Origin of the sequence: Vibrio sp. Y58_MX_L22 (assembly GCF_024181865.1) — a bacterium.
GTDB classification, from domain to species: Bacteria; Pseudomonadota; Gammaproteobacteria; order Enterobacterales; family Vibrionaceae; genus Vibrio; species Vibrio alginolyticus.
The window spans coordinates 316,916-334,243 of record NZ_JAMZAN010000002.1 but is presented as its reverse complement, the minus strand read 5'-3'; the positions used below and the strand labels follow the sequence as shown (position 1 = coordinate 334,243).

The following is a 17,328-nucleotide window of genomic DNA, read 5'->3' as shown; positions in this document are numbered from 1 at the left end:
AATTCATCTTTGGATGTTTACATTCTGAAGACGCCAAACTCGCTATCAGGAATGGGGGCATTTAATGCTGCCATTAACGCTTGACTCAACACCTGACGCGTTTTTTTAGGGTCAATAATTCCGTCATCCCATAGCCGAGCACTCGCAAAATAGGGATGTCCTTGTGTTTCATACAAGTCTATGATCGATTCTCTAAAAATGTGCTCTTCTTGCTCTGACCACGCTTCCCCCTGACGTTCCTTCGCGTCTTTTCGAACTTGTGTTAAAACGCATGCTGCTTGTTCTCCGCCCATCACAGAAATACGCGCGTTCGGCCACATCCACATCATGGTTGGATCATACGCTCGGCCGCACATGCCGTAATTACCAGCGCCGTACGATCCACCGATGATCACGGTAAACTTCGGCACGTCAGCACAAGCGACGGCCATCACTAGCTTGGCGCCATGTTTTGCGATGCCTTCTTCTTCAACCTTTTTTCCGACCATAAAGCCGGTAATGTTTTGGAGAAAAAGAAGCGGTGTTTTCCGTTTGGCGCACAGCTCAATAAAGTGCGCGCCTTTTTGTGCCGATTCAGAAAACAAGATACCGTTGTTTGCCACAATACCAATCAAGTGTCCTTGAATACGAGCGAAGCCACACACTAGCGTTCTGCCGTACAAGGATTTGAATTCGTCGAAATCAGAATCATCGACGATGCGGGCAATAATTTCTCGAACGTCGAATGACAGTCGTAAGTTGGCATTCACGACTCCGTAGATTTCTTCTGCGTCGTAGCGGGGAGGAAGTACGGTGTTTTCTGGCTTAACAGGTCTTGTTCTATTGGCATTGGCAATGGCTTCTCTCGCAAGCATTAGGGCATGTTCATCATTTTCAGCGTAATAATCTGCGACACCAGATTTTCGACAATGCACGTCTGCACCGCCGAGCTCTTCACCCGTCACGACTTCGCCAGTGGCCGCTTTCACCAAAGGTGGCCCCGCCAAAAAAATGGTGCCTTGCTCTTTAACCATAATGGACACATCCGCCATGGCAGGAACGTACGCGCCCCCAGCAGTGCAAAGCCCCATCACAACAGCAACTTGGGGGATGCCTTTCGCCGACATTCTCGCTTGGTTAAAGAAAATGCGACCAAAGTGTTCTTTGTCGGGGAAGACGTCGGACTGATGAGGGAGATTTGCGCCACCGGAGTCCACCAAGTACACGCAGGGGAGTTGGCAACGTTGGGCAATCTCTTGCGCTCTAAGGTGTTTTTTTACCGTGAGTGGGTAGTAGGTTCCGCCTTTTACCGAAGCATCGTTGGCGATGACCATGCATTGAATCCCCTCTATGATACCAATGCCGGCGATAACACCAGCGCAGGGGATCGCTTCGTCATACACTTGCCAGGCGGCAAACTGGCTGATTTCAAGAAAGTCAGTGTTGTCATCAAGCAAGCGCGCGATGCGTTCTCGTGCGGGGAGTTTTCCTTTTTGCCTCTGGTGCTCAATGGCTTTTTCACCGCCGCCCTGTTTGATGGTCTCGATGTGTTGATTAAGTTGAGTGACCAACGTTTCCATCACGGCTTTATTGGAAAGAAATAACTCGTCAGTTGGCTTAGTTTTACTTTTGATAATGGCCATAATGACTTCCTTGTCGTATGTTCCGTTAGCGAGATTCTTCGAACAGCTCTCGGCCTATTAACATGCGGCGAATCTCAGAGGTACCCGCGCCGATTTCATAAAGCTTTGCATCACGTAGCAAACGACCAGCAGGGTATTCATTGATGTAGCCATTCCCACCGAGCAGTTGTATTGCATCGAGTGCCATTTGTGTGGCGAGTTCTGCACTGTACAAAATCGCGCCAGCGGCGTCTTTGCGTGTTGCGTTACCTCGATCACAAGCCGCTGCGACGGTATATACATACGCTTTTGCTGCACTCATTCGAGAGTACATATCGGCGAGCTTGCCCTGAACTAACTGAAACTCGCCAATGGATTTTCCAAACTGCTCTCGTTCATGTACGTACGGGACCACAATGTCCATGCAAGCTTGCATTATCCCGAGTGGTCCGGCAGCGAGGACGACGCGCTCGTAATCCAGCCCACTCATTAACACCTCGACGCCTTGATTCAACTCGCCAAGAATATTCTCTTTTGGCACTACGCAATGGTTAAATACAAGTTCGCAAGTATTCGAGCCTCTCATGCCTAGCTTGTCCAGCTTTTGAGCATGAGTGAAACCTGTGAAGTTACGTTCAATAATGAATGCGGTAATACCACGTGAACCTGCGCTGACATCCGTTTTAGCGTAAAGCACCACTACGTCAGCATCGGGCCCGTTTGTTATCCACATTTTGTTGCCATTCAGTACAAAATGGTCGCCCTTGTTCTCCGCTTTCAGTTGCATGCTTATCACGTCTGAACCAGCATTGGGCTCACTCATCGCTAGGGCGCCAACGTGCGTACCATCAATGAGTTTGGGAAGGTATTTTTCGCGTTGAGAAGGCGTGCCGTTACGAAAGATTTGGTTGACGCACAGGTTAGAATGAGCGCCGTAGCTTAAAGCGACAGACGCAGAGGCACGGCTGATTTCTTCCATGGCAACAACATGAGCGAGGTATCCCATGCCTGCACCACCAAGCTCTTCATCGACGGTCACACCAAGCAACCCCATTTCTCCCAACAAAGGCCATAAATGATTCGGGAACTGGTTATCGCGGTCTATCTCAGCGGCGATGGGCGCAATATGTTCCGTAGCAAAGGCATTAACGTGTTCTCGGAGCATATCGATGGTATCACCAAGTCCGAAATTGAGTGGGGTATAGGTGCTTTTCATAACGTCTCCCGGTATCAGAGGTAGGGTGGAAAAGCCTGTAGCGGTCTTGCTAATTGAGTATAGCGTTTATGTCTGCTTGCTTTTGAGTGTTTGAATACAACGCTCCTTAGCGGCATTCAACTCAGCCATAACGACGCTGATGTCGTTGAGTTGTTGTTGTAGGACAGCTTGTTTCTCTTCAATGATATTGAGCATTTTCAATAACTGTCCTTCGGTTTGTTGCATGTCGTAGAGCTCGAAAAGTTCACGAATTTCTGCTAACGAAAAACCGAGTCGTTTCCCTCTTAAAATCAGTTTGAGGCGAATTCTATCCCTGCGTTGATAAACGCGCATATTGCCTTTTCGCTCTGGTTCAATCAGACCCACGTCTTCATAAAACCGGATACTGCGAGTAGTAATATCAAACTCCTTGGCGAGGTCACTGATCTTGTATTTTTCCATAACATACTTACCTCGAATAAAAATCCAGTTTCTGGAAATCGAACCTTAAATGGGAAGGCCGAACATCAACTTTGAAATATAAACGTCTGCTTGGTGTGTTTTTTCATCTCATTGTAAAGGCTAGTGCTATGCTTACGTAAACGTCAAGAAATCGCGGAATGAAAGTTTGTTAGTGAAAAAGGCGATAAAGGCTGGTGTGGCGCTTGGTGAGTAATTCTATGTAGGGTGTCATCAGTCTGCCAAGTGTTCACATATACCTTAAGGGAATGCGAATCATGGGAAAAGACATCTGGATTGTCAGCGCGAAAAGAACGCCAATTGGGCGCTTTCAAGGCAAGTTGCAAACTTACTCTGCTCCTCAATTAGGCGCACTGGCGATCAAGGCGGCAATGCACGAAGTGAATGTGACTTCGGTGGATGAAGTGTTCATGGGATGTGTGCTTCCAGCAGGGTGTGGACAAGCTCCTGCGAGGCAAGCATCTATGGGGGCAGATCTTCCTTTGGGTGTAGGGTGCACCACCATTAACAAAGTGTGTGGCTCTGGCATGAAGAGCGTCATGTTAGCGCACGATCTCATTAAAGCTGGAACGATTCGCTCTGCCATTGCTGGTGGTATGGAAAGTATGACCAATGCGCCGTATCTGCTGAGGGAGGCGAGAAAGGGAATGCGTATGGGGCACCAGTCTGCGTATGACCACATGTTTCTCGATGGGCTACAAGATGCTTACGAAGGGCACTTAATGGGTGTTTATGCTCAGCAAGTCGCTGACAGGCTTAAGTTCACCAGAGAGCAAATGGATGAATGGGCCGTGATGTCGGCAAAACGTGCGTTGGAAGCTCAAGAGCGAGGCTTGTTTGCCGATGAACTTTCGCCGGTTTCACTCAATACCAAGTCAGAACAAGCGGTGCTGGACTACGATGAGCACCCACGCTCGATTGACCTTGGTAAAATTCCTCAACTCAAACCTGCATTCGATGAAAAAGGTACGGTGACCGCTGCTAATTCGAGTGCCATTTCAGATGGCGCAGCGGCTCTTGTGCTTATGGATGAAGACACTGCGCGTCATCAGGGGCTTAAACCACTTGCGATCATCAAGGCGCACTCTACACATGCCAGAAAACCTGCAGAATTTACTTTGGCACCCGTCTACGCAATTGAGCAACTGCTGTTCCAGCTAGATTGGTCAATTTATGAAGTGGACCTGTGGGAAATCAATGAAGCCTTTGCCGTCGTGACACAAATAGCGGTGGCGGAACTTGGACTAGATACGAGCAAAGTAAATATTAAAGGTGGAGCCTGTGCGCTTGGGCATCCGATAGGGGCTAGTGGCGCACGAATTCTGGTGACATTGATTCACAGTTTGCGTCAGCTACAAGCGTTAGGCACCAATGGTGATCTCGAAGCCAAAAAAGTGATGCGGGGTGTTGCGTCACTTTGTATCGGTGGTGGAGAAGCCACGGCGATAGGCATTGAAATACCGCTTTAATTGAAATCAGAAAGGAGTAAATGATGACTCGTTTGGTTCCCTTGTTTATTGGTGGCGAGTTTCGTGAATCTCAAACATCGGATTGGGTTGAGGTAACCAATCCCGCCACTAATGATGTCATTGCGTACGTTCCATGTTCCACAGAGCACGAGATGGAAGCCGCCATTGATAATGCGAAAGAGACATTCCAATCTTGGAAGGAAGTGGCAGTATCCGAGCGTGCCAGAGTCATGCTTCGCTATCAGCACTTGCTCAAAGAACATCATGATGAGCTTGCCACACTGCTTTCTCATGAGACGGGTAAGATTTTAGCGGATGCCAAAGGCGATGTGTGGCGTGGTATCGAGGTGGTTGAGCAGGCGGCAAACATTGCTAGCAACATGATGGGAGAAACCGTCGAAAACGTTGCCACGGATATTGATAGTTACTCAATGATTCAGCCCTTAGGTGTGTGTTGTGGGATCACGCCGTTTAACTTTCCTGCCATGATTCCGTTGTGGATGTTCCCAATCGCCATCGCTGCGGGCAATACGTTTGTGCTCAAACCCTCCGAACAAGTGCCATTGACCTCTATTCGTTTAGCCGAACTATTTGAGCAAGCCGGCGCGCCAAAAGGGGTGTTGCAGATCGTTCATGGCCGCAAAGAGCAAGTCGACTTTCTGCTGGCTCATCCTGATATTCGAGCGGTGTCATTTGTTGGCTCGGTTCCTGTTGCCCGTTATATCTACACTACGGGTACGAAACACTTTAAACGCGTTCAAGCTTTTGCTGGTGCTAAAAATCACATGGTGATCATGCCTGATGCGAACAAGGAACAAGTGGTGAATAACTTAGTGGGGTCCTCCGTTGGGGCGGCGGGGCAGCGTTGTATGGCAATTTCTGTTGCGGTATTTGTCGGCGATTCAAAACAATGGATTACAGACCTTAAACAGGCAATGGCGAAAGTACACCCAGGGCCTTGGGACGATGAGCAAGCTGCTTATGGCCCACTGATCAGTGAGCAAGCCAAACAACGCGTATTGGACCTAATCGAAGATGGCAAACAGCAAGGCGCAGTGTGTGAACTGGATGGCAGTCAGTGTGAAGTGGAAGGCTTTCCCGATGGAAACTGGATTGGCCCAACCTTGTTTAGCGGTGTAACAGCGAATATGTCGATTTACACGCAAGAGATATTTGGCCCTGTTTTAGTTTGTATGGAAGTCGAAACGTTGCAAGAGGCCATTGAGTTGGTGAATCGCAACCCATACGGGAACGGCACTTCCATTTTTACGGCTAATGGCGCTGCTGCGAGAAAATATCAGCATGACATTCAAGTCGGTCAGGTTGGGATCAATGTGCCTATTCCAGTCCCTTTACCATTTTTCTCCTTTACTGGTTGGAGAGGCAGTTTCTATGGTGATTTACATGCGTATGGTAAACAAGCGGTACGTTTTTATACCGAGACTAAAACGGTGACGGCACGTTGGTTTGATGACGATATTCCAACGGGGCCTAATTTGACCATCCAACTGCGCTGAGTGAATAGAAGGAGCTTTTATGGACTTTGAACTTAATGAAGATCAACGTGCATTTGCCGATACCGCTCAGCAATTTGCCGATGAGTGTTTAGCACCGATGGCGGCGGAGTGGGATGAAAAGCAGATCTTCCCCAAAGACGTATTGAGAGAGGCGGGGGAACTGGGGTTTCTCAGTCTCTACACTCCAGAAGCGCAAGGTGGCCTAGGGCTGAGTCGCTTGGATGCTTCAATTATCTTTGAACAACTGGCCATGGGATGTACGTCCACTACGGCGTTTATGACGATTCACAACATGGTCAGTTGGATGATAGCCAGTTTTGCTACCGATGAAGCCAAAACGCAGTTCTGTCCGAAATTAGTTACGGGGGAGTGGTTAGGCTCCTATTGCTTAACCGAGCCTAATGCGGGATCGGATGCCGCTTCGTTGACCACAACCGCGAGCAAAAAAGGTGATACTTACGTGTTGAATGGTGGCAAAACCTTTATCTCTGGCGCAGGAGAGACAGATGTTTTGGTCGTGATGGCGCGAACCGGAGAAGCGGGTGCCAAAGGCGTGTCTGCATTTGTTGTTCCTGCTCAAACAGGTGGTATCAGCTATGGGCGCAAAGAACCCAAAATGGGTTGGAACAGCCAACCAACACGAGCGGTTACTTTTGAAAATGTCGTTATTCCAGCTAGCCATTTACTGGGCGAAGAAGGGCAAGGTTTTGTCTTTGCGATGAAAGGGCTTGATGGAGGGCGTATAAATATTGCGACCTGCTCCGTCGGTACGGCTCAACAGGCCCTTAATCAGGCGGCACGGTACATTCAAGAACGTAAGCAGTTCGGCAAGCCGCTTGCGCAGTTTCAAGCCTTACAATTCAAATTGGCAGACATGGCGACAGAGCTAGTGGCTGCGCGGCAGTTGGTGCGCTATGCCGCCAGTAAACTCGACCGAAATGACCCGGATGCCACGGCTTATTGCGCGATGGCAAAACGGTTCGCAACCGATGTGGGCTTTCAGGTTTGCGACCAAGCGCTGCAGCTTTATGGCGGCTATGGTTACATCAAAGAGTATCCAATGGAGCGTCATTTCAGAGATGTGCGTGTGCATCAAATTCTGGAGGGAACGAACGAAATCATGCGCTTGATCATCGCGCGCCGTTTGCTCTCTGAGGAATCGACCTTGCTGTAGCGAAGTATTGGATTTGCTCATTGAGAAAGGATTCAGATATGCCATTAACCCAAGCAGCCATTCAACATACGATCACTAATCACGTTGCGGTGGTGACAATGAACAACCCGCCAGCCAATACGTGGACAGCAGAGAGCCTCAAGGCACTGAAGTCGCTGATACTCACACTTAACGATGATAAGCAGGTCTATTCATTGGTTTTAACTGGCAGTGGAGACAAGTTTTTCTCTGCTGGTGCTGATCTCAAGCTATTTTCTGATGGTGACAAAGCGGTTGCGTTAGACATGGCGCGATGCTTTGGTGAAGCGTTTGAAACACTCTCGGAATTCCGTGGTGTTTCCATTGCCGCCATTAATGGTTACGCCATGGGCGGAGGGTTAGAAGTGGCATTAGCTTGTGATATTCGAGTAGTTGAAGAGCAAGCGGTACTTGCTTTACCTGAAGCCAAAGTCGGACTTTTGCCCTGCGCTGGCGGTACCCAAAACCTCACAGCGTTAGTAGGAGAAGGCTGGGCAAAGCGCATCATTTTATGTGGAGAACAAGTCAGCGCTGACAAAGCAAAAGAACTAGGCTTGGCTGAGGAGTTGGTTCCCAAAGGTGAAGCTTTAAGTAAAGCGCTGGAGCTTGCTGAATCTGTTTCGAACCAGTCGCCATCTTCTGTCGCCGCATGTAAGGCGCTCATTCAAAATATGCGCTCTGCGCCACTTCAACACGGCTTAATGAAAGAGCGAGAGTTGTTTCTGAATCTTTTTGATACGGAAGATCAAGTTGAGGGTGTTCGCGCCTTTTTAGAAAAACGCCCACCGCAATGGAAAAACCGATAGGAGGCCACATGGCAGGGATGGTAACCATCAGTGAAATAGAGTGCTTAGATGGCGTGCACCGCATTGGTATCGCAACGTTAGACAACACCGCTTCATTGAATGCATTGACGTATGACATGTTAGTCCAACTTAACGATCAGCTTGTCAAGTGGCAAGACGATCCGCATGTGACTTGTGTGGTACTCACTGGCGCTGGAGAAAAAGCATTCTGTGCTGGTGGTGATGTTCGAGCTATGTATCATGTCATGCATAACGAGAGCAAAGAAAAAATCGTAGAGTTCTGTACGGACTATTTCTCGTTGGAGTATGAGTGTGACTATCTCATTCACACTTACAACAAGCCTATTATCGGTTGGGGAGAAGGTATTGTAATGGGCGGTGGGATGGGGCTTTTTATGGGAACCAGCCATAAAGTTGTGACAACAACATCACGCCTTGCTATGCCAGAAATCAATATCGGACTGTATCCTGATGTGGGAGGTACGTGGTTTTTAAGCCAGATAGATCCGCAAGTGGGTTTATTCCTCGGATTGACAGGTTCAATGGTAAATTCAAGTGACGCTGTCACTATTGGTTTGGCCGATTGGTTACTGTTGGAAGAGCAGTATCCCACCTTACTGGATGAGCTAAAGCGGCTCCAGTGGGGCAAAGAAGACGCGAAAGAGTTGGTAACTGCACTACTACAGTTAATGGAAGAACAAGTTATTGATAGCAAACCAACCACGCAAATTTGTCCATACTTAGATCAGATAGAGGAAGCGTGCAAAGGCTTTGATCTTAATGCGATAGCACAGCGAATCATGACTATCGAAGGGAATAGCCAGTGGATAGAAAACGCGAAACAAACGTTCGCATCGGGCAGTCCGATCACCGCGCATATTTGCTTTAGACAAGTGAAAGAGTACCACAGCTTACCGCTTGCAGATTGCTTCCGTTTAGAGTTGAGTTTGTCGGTTCGCAGTGCCTTATTAGGTGAGTTTAAAGAGGGCGTCCGTTCTCGGCTCATTGACCGGGATGGCGAGCCGAGCTGGATATTTAACAGTGTCAGTGAAGTCGATGAAGATGTTATCGATACTTTGTTTACCTCGCTTTGGTCGGATAATGAGCATCCGCTTGCTAATTTGGGTGAACAAACACTAGGTCAATAAGGAGAATGATCATGAGTACCATCGCATTTATCGGTTTAGGAAGAATGGGGCATCCTATGGCGCAAAACTTACTCGCGTCTGGATTTAACGTGCAAGTATTCGATGTCGATAGCGAAGCCGCAAAGCAACTAGTACCTTTTGGTGCGGTGGTGGCGAGCTCTATTGAGGAAGTCGTGGATGGTGCTAGCACAGTCATCACGATGCTACCAGCAGGGTCTCACGTTCGTTCCGTGTATCTTGGTGACTTACATGGTGGCGTAGGTGTCCTCAATCTTGTCTCGCCAAGTACCTTGATGATTGATTGTTCAACCATTGATCCGGACTCTGCGCGATTAGTCGCCAATGAAGCGGCAAATAAACGCGTGTTGTTTGTCGACGCACCCGTTTCGGGGGGCGTTGCTGGCGCTAAAGCGGCGACATTAACCTTTATTGTTGGTGGTTCGGATCAAGCGTTTTCTAAAGCCAATGCGATTTTGCAGTATATGGGAAAAAATGTTTTCCATGCTGGCAAAGCAGGTGATGGTCAAATGGCGAAAATCTGTAACAACCTTATGCTCGGCATTTTAATGTCTGGTACGTGCGAGGCATTAAACCTAGGTATCGATCATGGACTCGATCCAAAAGTGCTATCAAACATCATGCTGCAAAGCTCTGGCCGAAATTGGGCATTGGAGCTTTACAATCCTTGCCCAGGCGTGATGGACAGTGCGCCAGCCAGTCACGATTACCAACCGGGCTTTATGAGCAAACTCATGCTAAAAGATCTCGGCTTGGGGTTAGATGCGGCGTTACAAACACATTCTTCGGTTCCGATGGGGTCGTTAGCGCGCAACTTATATTCTTTCCACAACGCGAGCGGCCACGGCGAACTCGATTTCTCAAGCTTATTTGAGTTATACAAGAGTAAGAAAGGCTAGACCGAGTTTTGTGACAAACCAGCCCGAGATGGTGACGTAAAATGCGCATCATTTCGGTCAACTTAGACTGGTTGAGATAGAGAACATTACGAGCTATGGAGTGCACCAATATGGACATAAAAAGTAGTGTTATTGCCATTACAGGAGCAGGGCAGGGGCTTGGGCAAATGATGGCCATTACCCTTGCTCAAGCTGGCGCTGATTTAGCGTTATTGGATGTAAACGCCAGTGGCTTAATGGAAACACAAGAGCAGTGTCGAATGCTGAGTGCGAAAGCGTTGACATATCAAGTGGATGTCACCAACGAAATCGATGTTGAAACCACGTTTGAAGCGATTATCCAAGATTTTGGTCAACTCAATGGGTTAGTCAATAACGCTGGCGTGTTAAGAGATGGGTTACTTGTAAAAGCAAAAGATGGCGTGATCAGTAAGATGTCTTTTGATCAATTCAATTTGGTCATGAACGTTAACGTGACAGGAACATTTTTGTGTGGGCGTGAAGCTGCCGTCAAGATGATTGAGAGTGGATCCCAAGGCGTTATCATCAATATTTCTAGTGTTGCGAGAGCAGGGAATATCGGACAAACCAATTATTCTGCATCTAAAGCGGCGGTCGCGACCATGGCGACAACATGGGCCCGTGAGCTCGCAAGATACGGTATTCGCGCGGCGGCGGTTGCACCAGGTGTAGTACACACCGCGATGGCAGAGCAAATGAAACCAGAAGCCATAGAGCGATTAGAAAAGATGATCCCAGTTGGCAGGATGGGCGAAACAAGCGAAATCGCGCATGCAGTAAAATACATTATTGAGAGTGATTACTTTACTGGCAGGGTTTTAGAAGTGGATGGCGGTATTCGTATGTAAGTGACCACTGAAATAAGGCTCTGATAGACCTGAATAATAAGTTTCTTTCCATTTCAACATTTTCTATGTTGTGGAGTGCTAATTCTGCGCAACCCAAATGTATTTACAACTTATGTTTGGATTTACCTTGAGAATGATTTCTCGCAATCCAATAAAGAGATGTAAATACCACTCAAATATTAAGTGAAATCATTAATTTGATGCTGATCACACTTTTGGTTTTTTAGTTTCCGCTTCTCATTAAGGCTATCTGCGTAAATGAAGTTGATAGTCAGTCTCATCAATTTTTAGTTTCAACTTTTTGTTTTTAAATAATTAATTGTTGAAGCACGAGAAATCCGTGTTGAGGTTAATATTCTATTTAAAGTGTGTAACTTCCATTAATGGAAGTTTAGTTTCCAGTTGTGGCTAATGAGCTTTAACTTTTTACTCCTCATAATGCGCCAAATGTAACATAGTGTTTCAAAGTGTAACAATAAACTCACACTAAGAGTGTGGTTTTGATCTCCACTCAATTCCGTTTTGTTTCGCTCTGAACCCGACGTTACTCATGCTCAACACATAAACATTCTAATGACTATAACAACTGGTTCTTGGCTTGATACCAATCGTATCGTAGCAAATAACGGTTCATTCTAGCTGGTTAAATGCTTGATGACGAAGTTGAAAAATTGTAAGTAGAATAACTACTTATCGAGGTTTTTTCTTGTTCTCATACATTACCTCTGCGCTATTTGTGAGCTCTTATTTACTTTGATTGGCATCTGCTTTGAAACCAGACAACCATCGAGAAAGTTAATGGAAGCCTCAAGATATAAACGCATCTTGTCGAGGGGAAGTTTGGCGTCCGTCATACTTATGCTCTCAGGATGTAATTCAGCTTTACTTGACCCCAAAGGTGCCATTGGTGTGCAAGAAAAAGAGTTAATTATTACTGCTCTTTTGCTGATGTTGATCGTTGTAATCCCTGTGATTTTAATGACGATTTACTTCGCTTACCGATACCGCGCCTCTAACACTGAAGAAGAGTACGCACCCGAGTGGTCACACTCGACCAAAATCGAAGTGGTGGTATGGACAATTCCAATCATCATCATTGCGATTCTTGCGACGATCACATGGCGTTCGACTCATGAACTAGAGCCATCCAAACCTTTGGAAAGTGATGTTAAACCAATGACCATCGAAGTGGTGTCACTCGATTGGAAATGGTTGTTCATCTATCCAGAAGAAAACATTGCGACGGTGAACTATGTGGCGTTCCCGAAAGACGTGCCAGTGCAGTTCAAACTGACTTCGGACAACATCATGAACGCGTTTTTCATCCCTCGCTTAGGTACACAGATCTACGCGATGCCAGGAATGGTAACCAAGCTCAACCTGATAGCGAACCACGAAGGTGACTACAAGGGTTTTGCATCGAACTACAGCGGCGAAGGCTTTTCGCAAATGAAGTTCACAGCTTCAGCAATGTCTGATCGTGCTGCGTTCCTAAATTGGGTGCAGAAAGTGAAGGCGAGCCCTGATCGTATTGAAGATTGGGAGCAATACAGCTCACTGGCAGCGCCAAGTATCGCAGAGCCAGTCACTTTGTTCTCTAGCGTTCCTCCGTTCTTGTTCACCGACGTTGTGACTCAGCATCCTGGTTCAATGAACTGTTTGCCTGAAAACCAAGGATAATCGTAATGTTTGGAAGATTAACTCTTGATTCAGTTCCATTCCACGAACCTATTATCGTCATCACCCTAGCGGTTGTGGCGCTGGTTGGTTTAGCCGTAGTTTACGCGGTGACCAAAGCTGGAAAGTGGCAATATTTGTGGAATGAATGGTTTACTTCAGTAGACCATAAAAAACTTGGCTTCATGTACATCGCAGTAGCGATGGTGATGCTTGTTCGTGGTTTTGCTGACGCAGTCATGATGCGTAGTCAGCAACTCCTTTCTTCTGCGGGTGAAGCAGGTTACTTGCCACCGCATCACTACGATCAAATTTTTACTGCCCACGGCGTGATCATGATCTTCTTTGTAGCGATGCCATTGGTGATTGGTTTGATGAACATCATCGTGCCATTGCAGATTGGTGCACGTGACGTAGCTTTCCCGTATCTGAATAACTTGAGCTTCTGGCTGTTTGTTGTTGGTGTCATCCTAACAAACATGTCTCTCGGCTTAGGTGAATTTGGTCGTACAGGTTGGCTAGCGTATCCGCCGCTTTCAGGTATTGAGGCAAGCCCAGGAGTCGGGGTCGACTATTGGATTTGGGCGCTGCAGATATCAGGTGTTGGTACGACGTTAACAGGCGTGAACTTCTTCGCGACCATTTTGCGTATGCGTACACCGTCTATGCCAATGATGAAGATGCCAGTTTTCACTTGGGCGTCTCTGTGTGCAAACATTTTGATCATCATTTCATTCCCAATCCTAACGGTGACTATCGCTCTGCTAACGCTGGATAGATACCTAGGCATGCACTTCTTTACCAATGATCTTGGCGGCAACGTAATGATGTACGTCAACCTGATTTGGGCTTGGGGTCACCCAGAAGTGTACATCTTGATTTTGCCAATTTTTGGTGTGTTCTCAGAAGTCACCGCAACCTTCTCACGTAAAAAGTTGTTCGGTTACACATCGCTAGTTTGGGCTACCGTAGTTATCACGATTCTTGCGTTTGTCGTTTGGCTACACCACTTCTTTACGATGGGGTCTGGCGCGAACGTAAATGCCTTCTTCGGTATTGCCACGATGATCATTTCTATCCCAACAGGGGTGAAGATCTTCAACTGGCTATTCACCATGTACAAAGGCCGCATCCGCTTTACGACGCCAATGATGTGGACGGTGGGCTTCCTTATCACCTTTACTGTTGGTGGTATGACGGGCGTACTAATGGCTGTTCCGGGCGCAGATTTCGTTCTGCATAACTCAGTATTCCTTATCGCTCACTTCCACAACGTTATCATCGGTGGTGTGGTGTTTGGATGTTTCGCTGCGATTACTTACTGGTTCCCGAAAGCGACCGGTTTCACCATGAATGAAACTTGGGGCAAACGCGCGTTCTATCTTTGGATTATTGGCTTCCTAATGGCGTTCCTACCGCTTTACGCGCTGGGCTTTATGGGGATGACTCGTCGTTTAAGCCAAGACATCAACCCAGAATACTTCCCACTGTTGTCGATTGCCGCAGCAGGTACGGTTGTGATTGCGCTGGGCGTATTGTCTCAGTTCATCCAAATTTACGTGAGTATCCGTGACCGCGAGCAAAACCGTGATTTAACTGGTGACCCGTGGGGTGGTCGTACTCTTGAGTGGGCAACATCGTCTCCACCGCCGTTCTACAACTTTGCGCACCTACCAAAAGGTGATGTGCTGGATGCCTTCTGGTACCAGAAACAAAGTGGCGAGTTCGATCCAACTAAAGAAGTGGAATACGAACGTATTCATATGCCAAAAAACACGGCAACAGGTATCTACGTGTCGGCTTGGTCGCTCCTATTTGGCTTCGGCATGATTTGGTACATCTGGTGGCTAGCGGCGGCAAGTTTGGTCGGTATTATCGTGACGTGTATTCAGCATAGCTATAACGATGATGTGGATTACTACGTGGAAGTTGAAGAGATCAAAGCAATTGAGGCTGAACGTCGAGCTCAGCTTGAAGAAGCGAAGAAAAACTCAGTGAAAGACAGCGAAAGTAAAGATGATCTGGAGGTGACGTATGCAAACTAATATCGCAGCACATCACGACCATGATCACCACCATGACACGAATGGCAACAAGCTATTTGGCTTCTGGGTTTACCTGATGAGTGACTGTGTACTGTTTGCAACCTTGTTCGCGACATACGCTGTGCTGTCGAGCAATTCAATTGCGGGCCCAACAGGTAAAGACATTTTCGAACTCCCATTCGTGTTTGTCGAAACCATGCTGCTGCTGTTTAGCAGTATCACATTTGGTTTTGGCATCATCGCGATGAAGCGCAACAACGTTGCTGGTCTCAAACGTTGGATGTTAGTCACGTTCGCACTTGGTCTTGGTTTTATCTGTATGGAGGTCTATGAGTTCCATCACCTGATTGAAGAAGGCTATGGCCCACAAACAAGTGCATTTCTATCGGCATTCTTTACGTTGGTTGGTACGCACGGCCTGCACGTAACCTTTGGTCTGATTTGGTTAGCGGTAGCGTATCATCAACTGTCGACGAAAGGTCTGAACGACAATATGGCAATGCGCTTTAACTGCTTAAGCCTATTCTGGCACTTTCTAGATATCGTTTGGATTTGTGTCTTTACCATCGTTTACTTACTGGGGGTAATGTAATGGATCAACATGTAGAAACCAGTTCGTCAGATTACGTGAAAGGTTTTATTGCCTCACTGATTCTGACGGTAATTCCGTTCTACTTTGTTTGGACGAAATCATTACCAGATACAACGACCTATGCGATTCTATTTGGATGTGCATTAGTGCAGATATTTGTTCACTTTAAATACTTCTTGCACATGGAAACAAAAACATCCGACGGACGTTGGAACCTTGTATCACTGATGTTTACCGCCATTGTTGTACTTATCCTTATCGCTGGCTCGGTATGGATCATCTACAACATGAACGTCAACATGAAGTTGTAGGCCAAGGTATGCTGAAAAGTTATTTGTCTATCACTAAACCGGGCATTATTTTCGGCAACCTGATTTCTGTTGCGGCGGGGTTCTTCCTCGCCGCAAAAACAGAACCAGCCAGTCTAATGTTGTTCGTTACGACGTTAGTTGGTGTTGGGTTAGTCATCGCTTCAGGTTGTGTGGTGAATAATATTTTCGATCGTGATATCGACCAAAAGATGGCACGTACACGAAATCGTGAAACAGTGAAAGGCAACATCAATATCGATATTGCGTTTGTTTATGCACTTGCTTTATTGCTGGTAGGAACCGCACTCTTATTTATCCGAGTGAATCCACTATCCGCTGTCGTCGTGTTGCTTGGCTACGTGTATTACGTGTTCTTTTACACGATGTGGTACAAACGTAACTCGGTGTATGGAACCTTAGTGGGAAGTATCTCAGGCGCAGTTCCGCCATTGGTGGGTTACTTAGCGGTAACAAACTTCATTAGCTTGGAAGCGATTTTACTCTTTACCATGTTCTGTCTCTGGCAAATGCCGCACTCTTATGCCATTGCCATGTTCCGCATGCAAGACTACCGAGAAGCCGGGATTCCCGTATTGCCAGTTAAAGAAGGTATTCATAAAGCGCATCGACACATGAAAGCGTATGTCGTGGCTTTTGGGGCAGCATCATTGGGGTTATTTTTACTAGGTGAAGCCGGGTATGAATACTTAGCGGTTGCAGCGGTTGTTTGCTTTATGTGGACGAAAGTGACCTTTCGCAGCATTGATGACAACAACTACATCGCTTGGTCAAAGTCGGTGTTTAAAGTCTCACTGCTAGTGGTGATGGGGATCAGTGGTGTGCTTGGTGTCGAGTTGATTCCTCTAGCTCTGTAACAACCAGACCTAAGCGTTTGCTACGCGCCAATATCTTTTGCTGCTGAATGCATGAATGACCTTACCTAGAAGTAAGGTCATTTAACTTTCTATTGTCCTTTATTTTCCCTGTTCCTCCTCTAGCTTCACTATCACGTATTCATATCTAAAAGCAAAAACAACCAGTGTGTAAAACATAGTAGATCGCGCGTTTCCGCTGACGCGTAATAATGCCAAGAGATAGCGACGATTAAGCTAAAAGTATAAACAGCGCAATAACTCTACTTACCATATGAGAATTCAATATCGATAGTTTGTAATGTAAACATTTGGGGTAGTGCTAGTTCCCATAGCAGCATACAAACTAACAATGTGAATGTTTAAGTTGAATCACCAGCTAGCGAAATACAAAAGTTTTACGACTGAAAGTAGGTGAGGAAGCATCTTAGCTCCAGTGAAATGAACACGATTAAGAATCATCCTTTTACATAATCTAAAAACTCACTAAACATTAACCCAGATTAAAGTTTTGTCGTCTCCGAGGCATTAAGGTGCGCCTGTAGTTTGCAGGTCTCAAGGATTCAGAGAAGGAACAGCCATACATCGTGTATCGCTGTTCCTTTTTCGTTCTTGTTTACTTGCGAAAAGATAAAAC

The 17,328-nt window shown here is 46.7% G+C and carries 15 protein-coding genes; 12 read left to right on the top strand and 3 right to left on the bottom strand.

Features of this window, described 5'->3' with window-relative positions; translation table 11 throughout:
• Positions 1-17 precede the first annotated feature (17 nt).
• From NL626_RS06670 to NL626_RS06660, 3 genes are all read right to left on the bottom strand, one after another.
• Positions 18-1,622 (bottom strand): carboxyl transferase domain-containing protein, encoded by a 1,605-nt coding sequence (locus tag NL626_RS06670; protein ID WP_253657141.1) that lies wholly within the window; start codon positions 1,620-1,622, stop codon positions 18-20.
• A gap of 25 nt (positions 1,623-1,647) precedes the next feature.
• Positions 1,648-2,817, bottom strand: a complete 1,170-nt coding sequence (locus tag NL626_RS06665) for an isovaleryl-CoA dehydrogenase (RefSeq protein ID WP_253657140.1) — start codon at positions 2,815-2,817, stop codon at positions 1,648-1,650.
• Between the two features lie 66 nt (positions 2,818-2,883).
• Complete coding sequence (locus NL626_RS06660) at positions 2,884-3,258, bottom strand: MerR family DNA-binding transcriptional regulator (RefSeq protein WP_017821195.1); 375 nt, start codon at positions 3,256-3,258, stop codon at positions 2,884-2,886.
• A 275-nt stretch (positions 3,259-3,533) separates the two neighbouring features.
• On the opposite strand from NL626_RS06660, the gene NL626_RS06655 reads away from it, so the two are divergent.
• The 12 genes from NL626_RS06655 to cyoE all read left to right on the top strand — a co-directional run bounded on the left by NL626_RS06655 (position 3,534) and on the right by cyoE (position 16,694).
• Positions 3,534-4,745 carry an acetyl-CoA C-acyltransferase gene (locus tag NL626_RS06655; RefSeq protein WP_005375769.1) on the top strand — a complete coding sequence of 404 codons (1,212 nt, stop codon included), beginning with the start codon at positions 3,534-3,536 and terminating at the stop codon, positions 4,743-4,745.
• Positions 4,746-4,768: 23 nt separating this feature from the next.
• Complete coding sequence (locus NL626_RS06650) at positions 4,769-6,262, top strand: CoA-acylating methylmalonate-semialdehyde dehydrogenase (protein WP_017634263.1); 1,494 nt, start codon at positions 4,769-4,771, stop codon at positions 6,260-6,262.
• A gap of 19 nt (positions 6,263-6,281) precedes the next feature.
• On the top strand, positions 6,282-7,436 hold the full coding sequence (locus NL626_RS06645) for an acyl-CoA dehydrogenase family protein (RefSeq protein ID WP_253657139.1): 1,155 nt from the start codon (positions 6,282-6,284) through the stop codon (positions 7,434-7,436).
• A 38-nt stretch (positions 7,437-7,474) separates the two neighbouring features.
• Positions 7,475-8,260, top strand: coding sequence for an enoyl-CoA hydratase (locus NL626_RS06640; RefSeq protein ID WP_206952830.1), 786 nt, complete (start codon positions 7,475-7,477; stop codon positions 8,258-8,260).
• Positions 8,261-8,268: 8 nt separating this feature from the next.
• Positions 8,269-9,408, top strand: a complete 1,140-nt coding sequence (locus tag NL626_RS06635) for an enoyl-CoA hydratase/isomerase family protein (protein WP_213867786.1) — start codon at positions 8,269-8,271, stop codon at positions 9,406-9,408.
• 11 nt (positions 9,409-9,419) lie between these two features.
• On the top strand, positions 9,420-10,325 hold the full coding sequence (gene mmsB, locus NL626_RS06630) for a 3-hydroxyisobutyrate dehydrogenase (RefSeq protein ID WP_005375775.1): 906 nt from the start codon (positions 9,420-9,422) through the stop codon (positions 10,323-10,325).
• Between the two features lie 110 nt (positions 10,326-10,435).
• Positions 10,436-11,194: an SDR family oxidoreductase gene (locus NL626_RS06625; protein WP_213962396.1), complete on the top strand. Its 759-nt coding sequence runs from the start codon at positions 10,436-10,438 to the stop codon at positions 11,192-11,194.
• Positions 11,195-11,992: 798 nt separating this feature from the next.
• Entirely contained in the window at positions 11,993-12,874 is an 882-nt protein-coding gene (gene cyoA, locus NL626_RS06620) for a ubiquinol oxidase subunit II (RefSeq protein ID WP_005388604.1), read from the top strand.
• Between the two features lie 5 nt (positions 12,875-12,879).
• Positions 12,880-14,916: a cytochrome o ubiquinol oxidase subunit I gene (cyoB, locus tag NL626_RS06615; RefSeq protein ID WP_005375781.1), complete on the top strand. Its 2,037-nt coding sequence runs from the start codon at positions 12,880-12,882 to the stop codon at positions 14,914-14,916.
• Positions 14,906-15,508, top strand: coding sequence for a cytochrome o ubiquinol oxidase subunit III (cyoC, locus tag NL626_RS06610; RefSeq protein ID WP_005375782.1), 603 nt, complete (start codon positions 14,906-14,908; stop codon positions 15,506-15,508). The genes cyoB and cyoC overlap by 11 nt, the downstream gene beginning before the upstream one ends.
• Entirely contained in the window at positions 15,508-15,819 is a 312-nt protein-coding gene (gene cyoD, locus NL626_RS06605; RefSeq protein ID WP_005375783.1) for a cytochrome o ubiquinol oxidase subunit IV, read from the top strand. Before cyoC ends, cyoD begins: the two co-directional genes overlap by 1 nt.
• A complete protein-coding gene (gene cyoE, locus NL626_RS06600) occupies positions 15,780-16,694 on the top strand; it encodes a heme o synthase (protein WP_033906955.1) in 915 nt (304 codons plus the stop codon). Before cyoD ends, cyoE begins: the two co-directional genes overlap by 40 nt.
• The last annotated feature ends 634 nt before the right edge of the window (positions 16,695-17,328 follow it).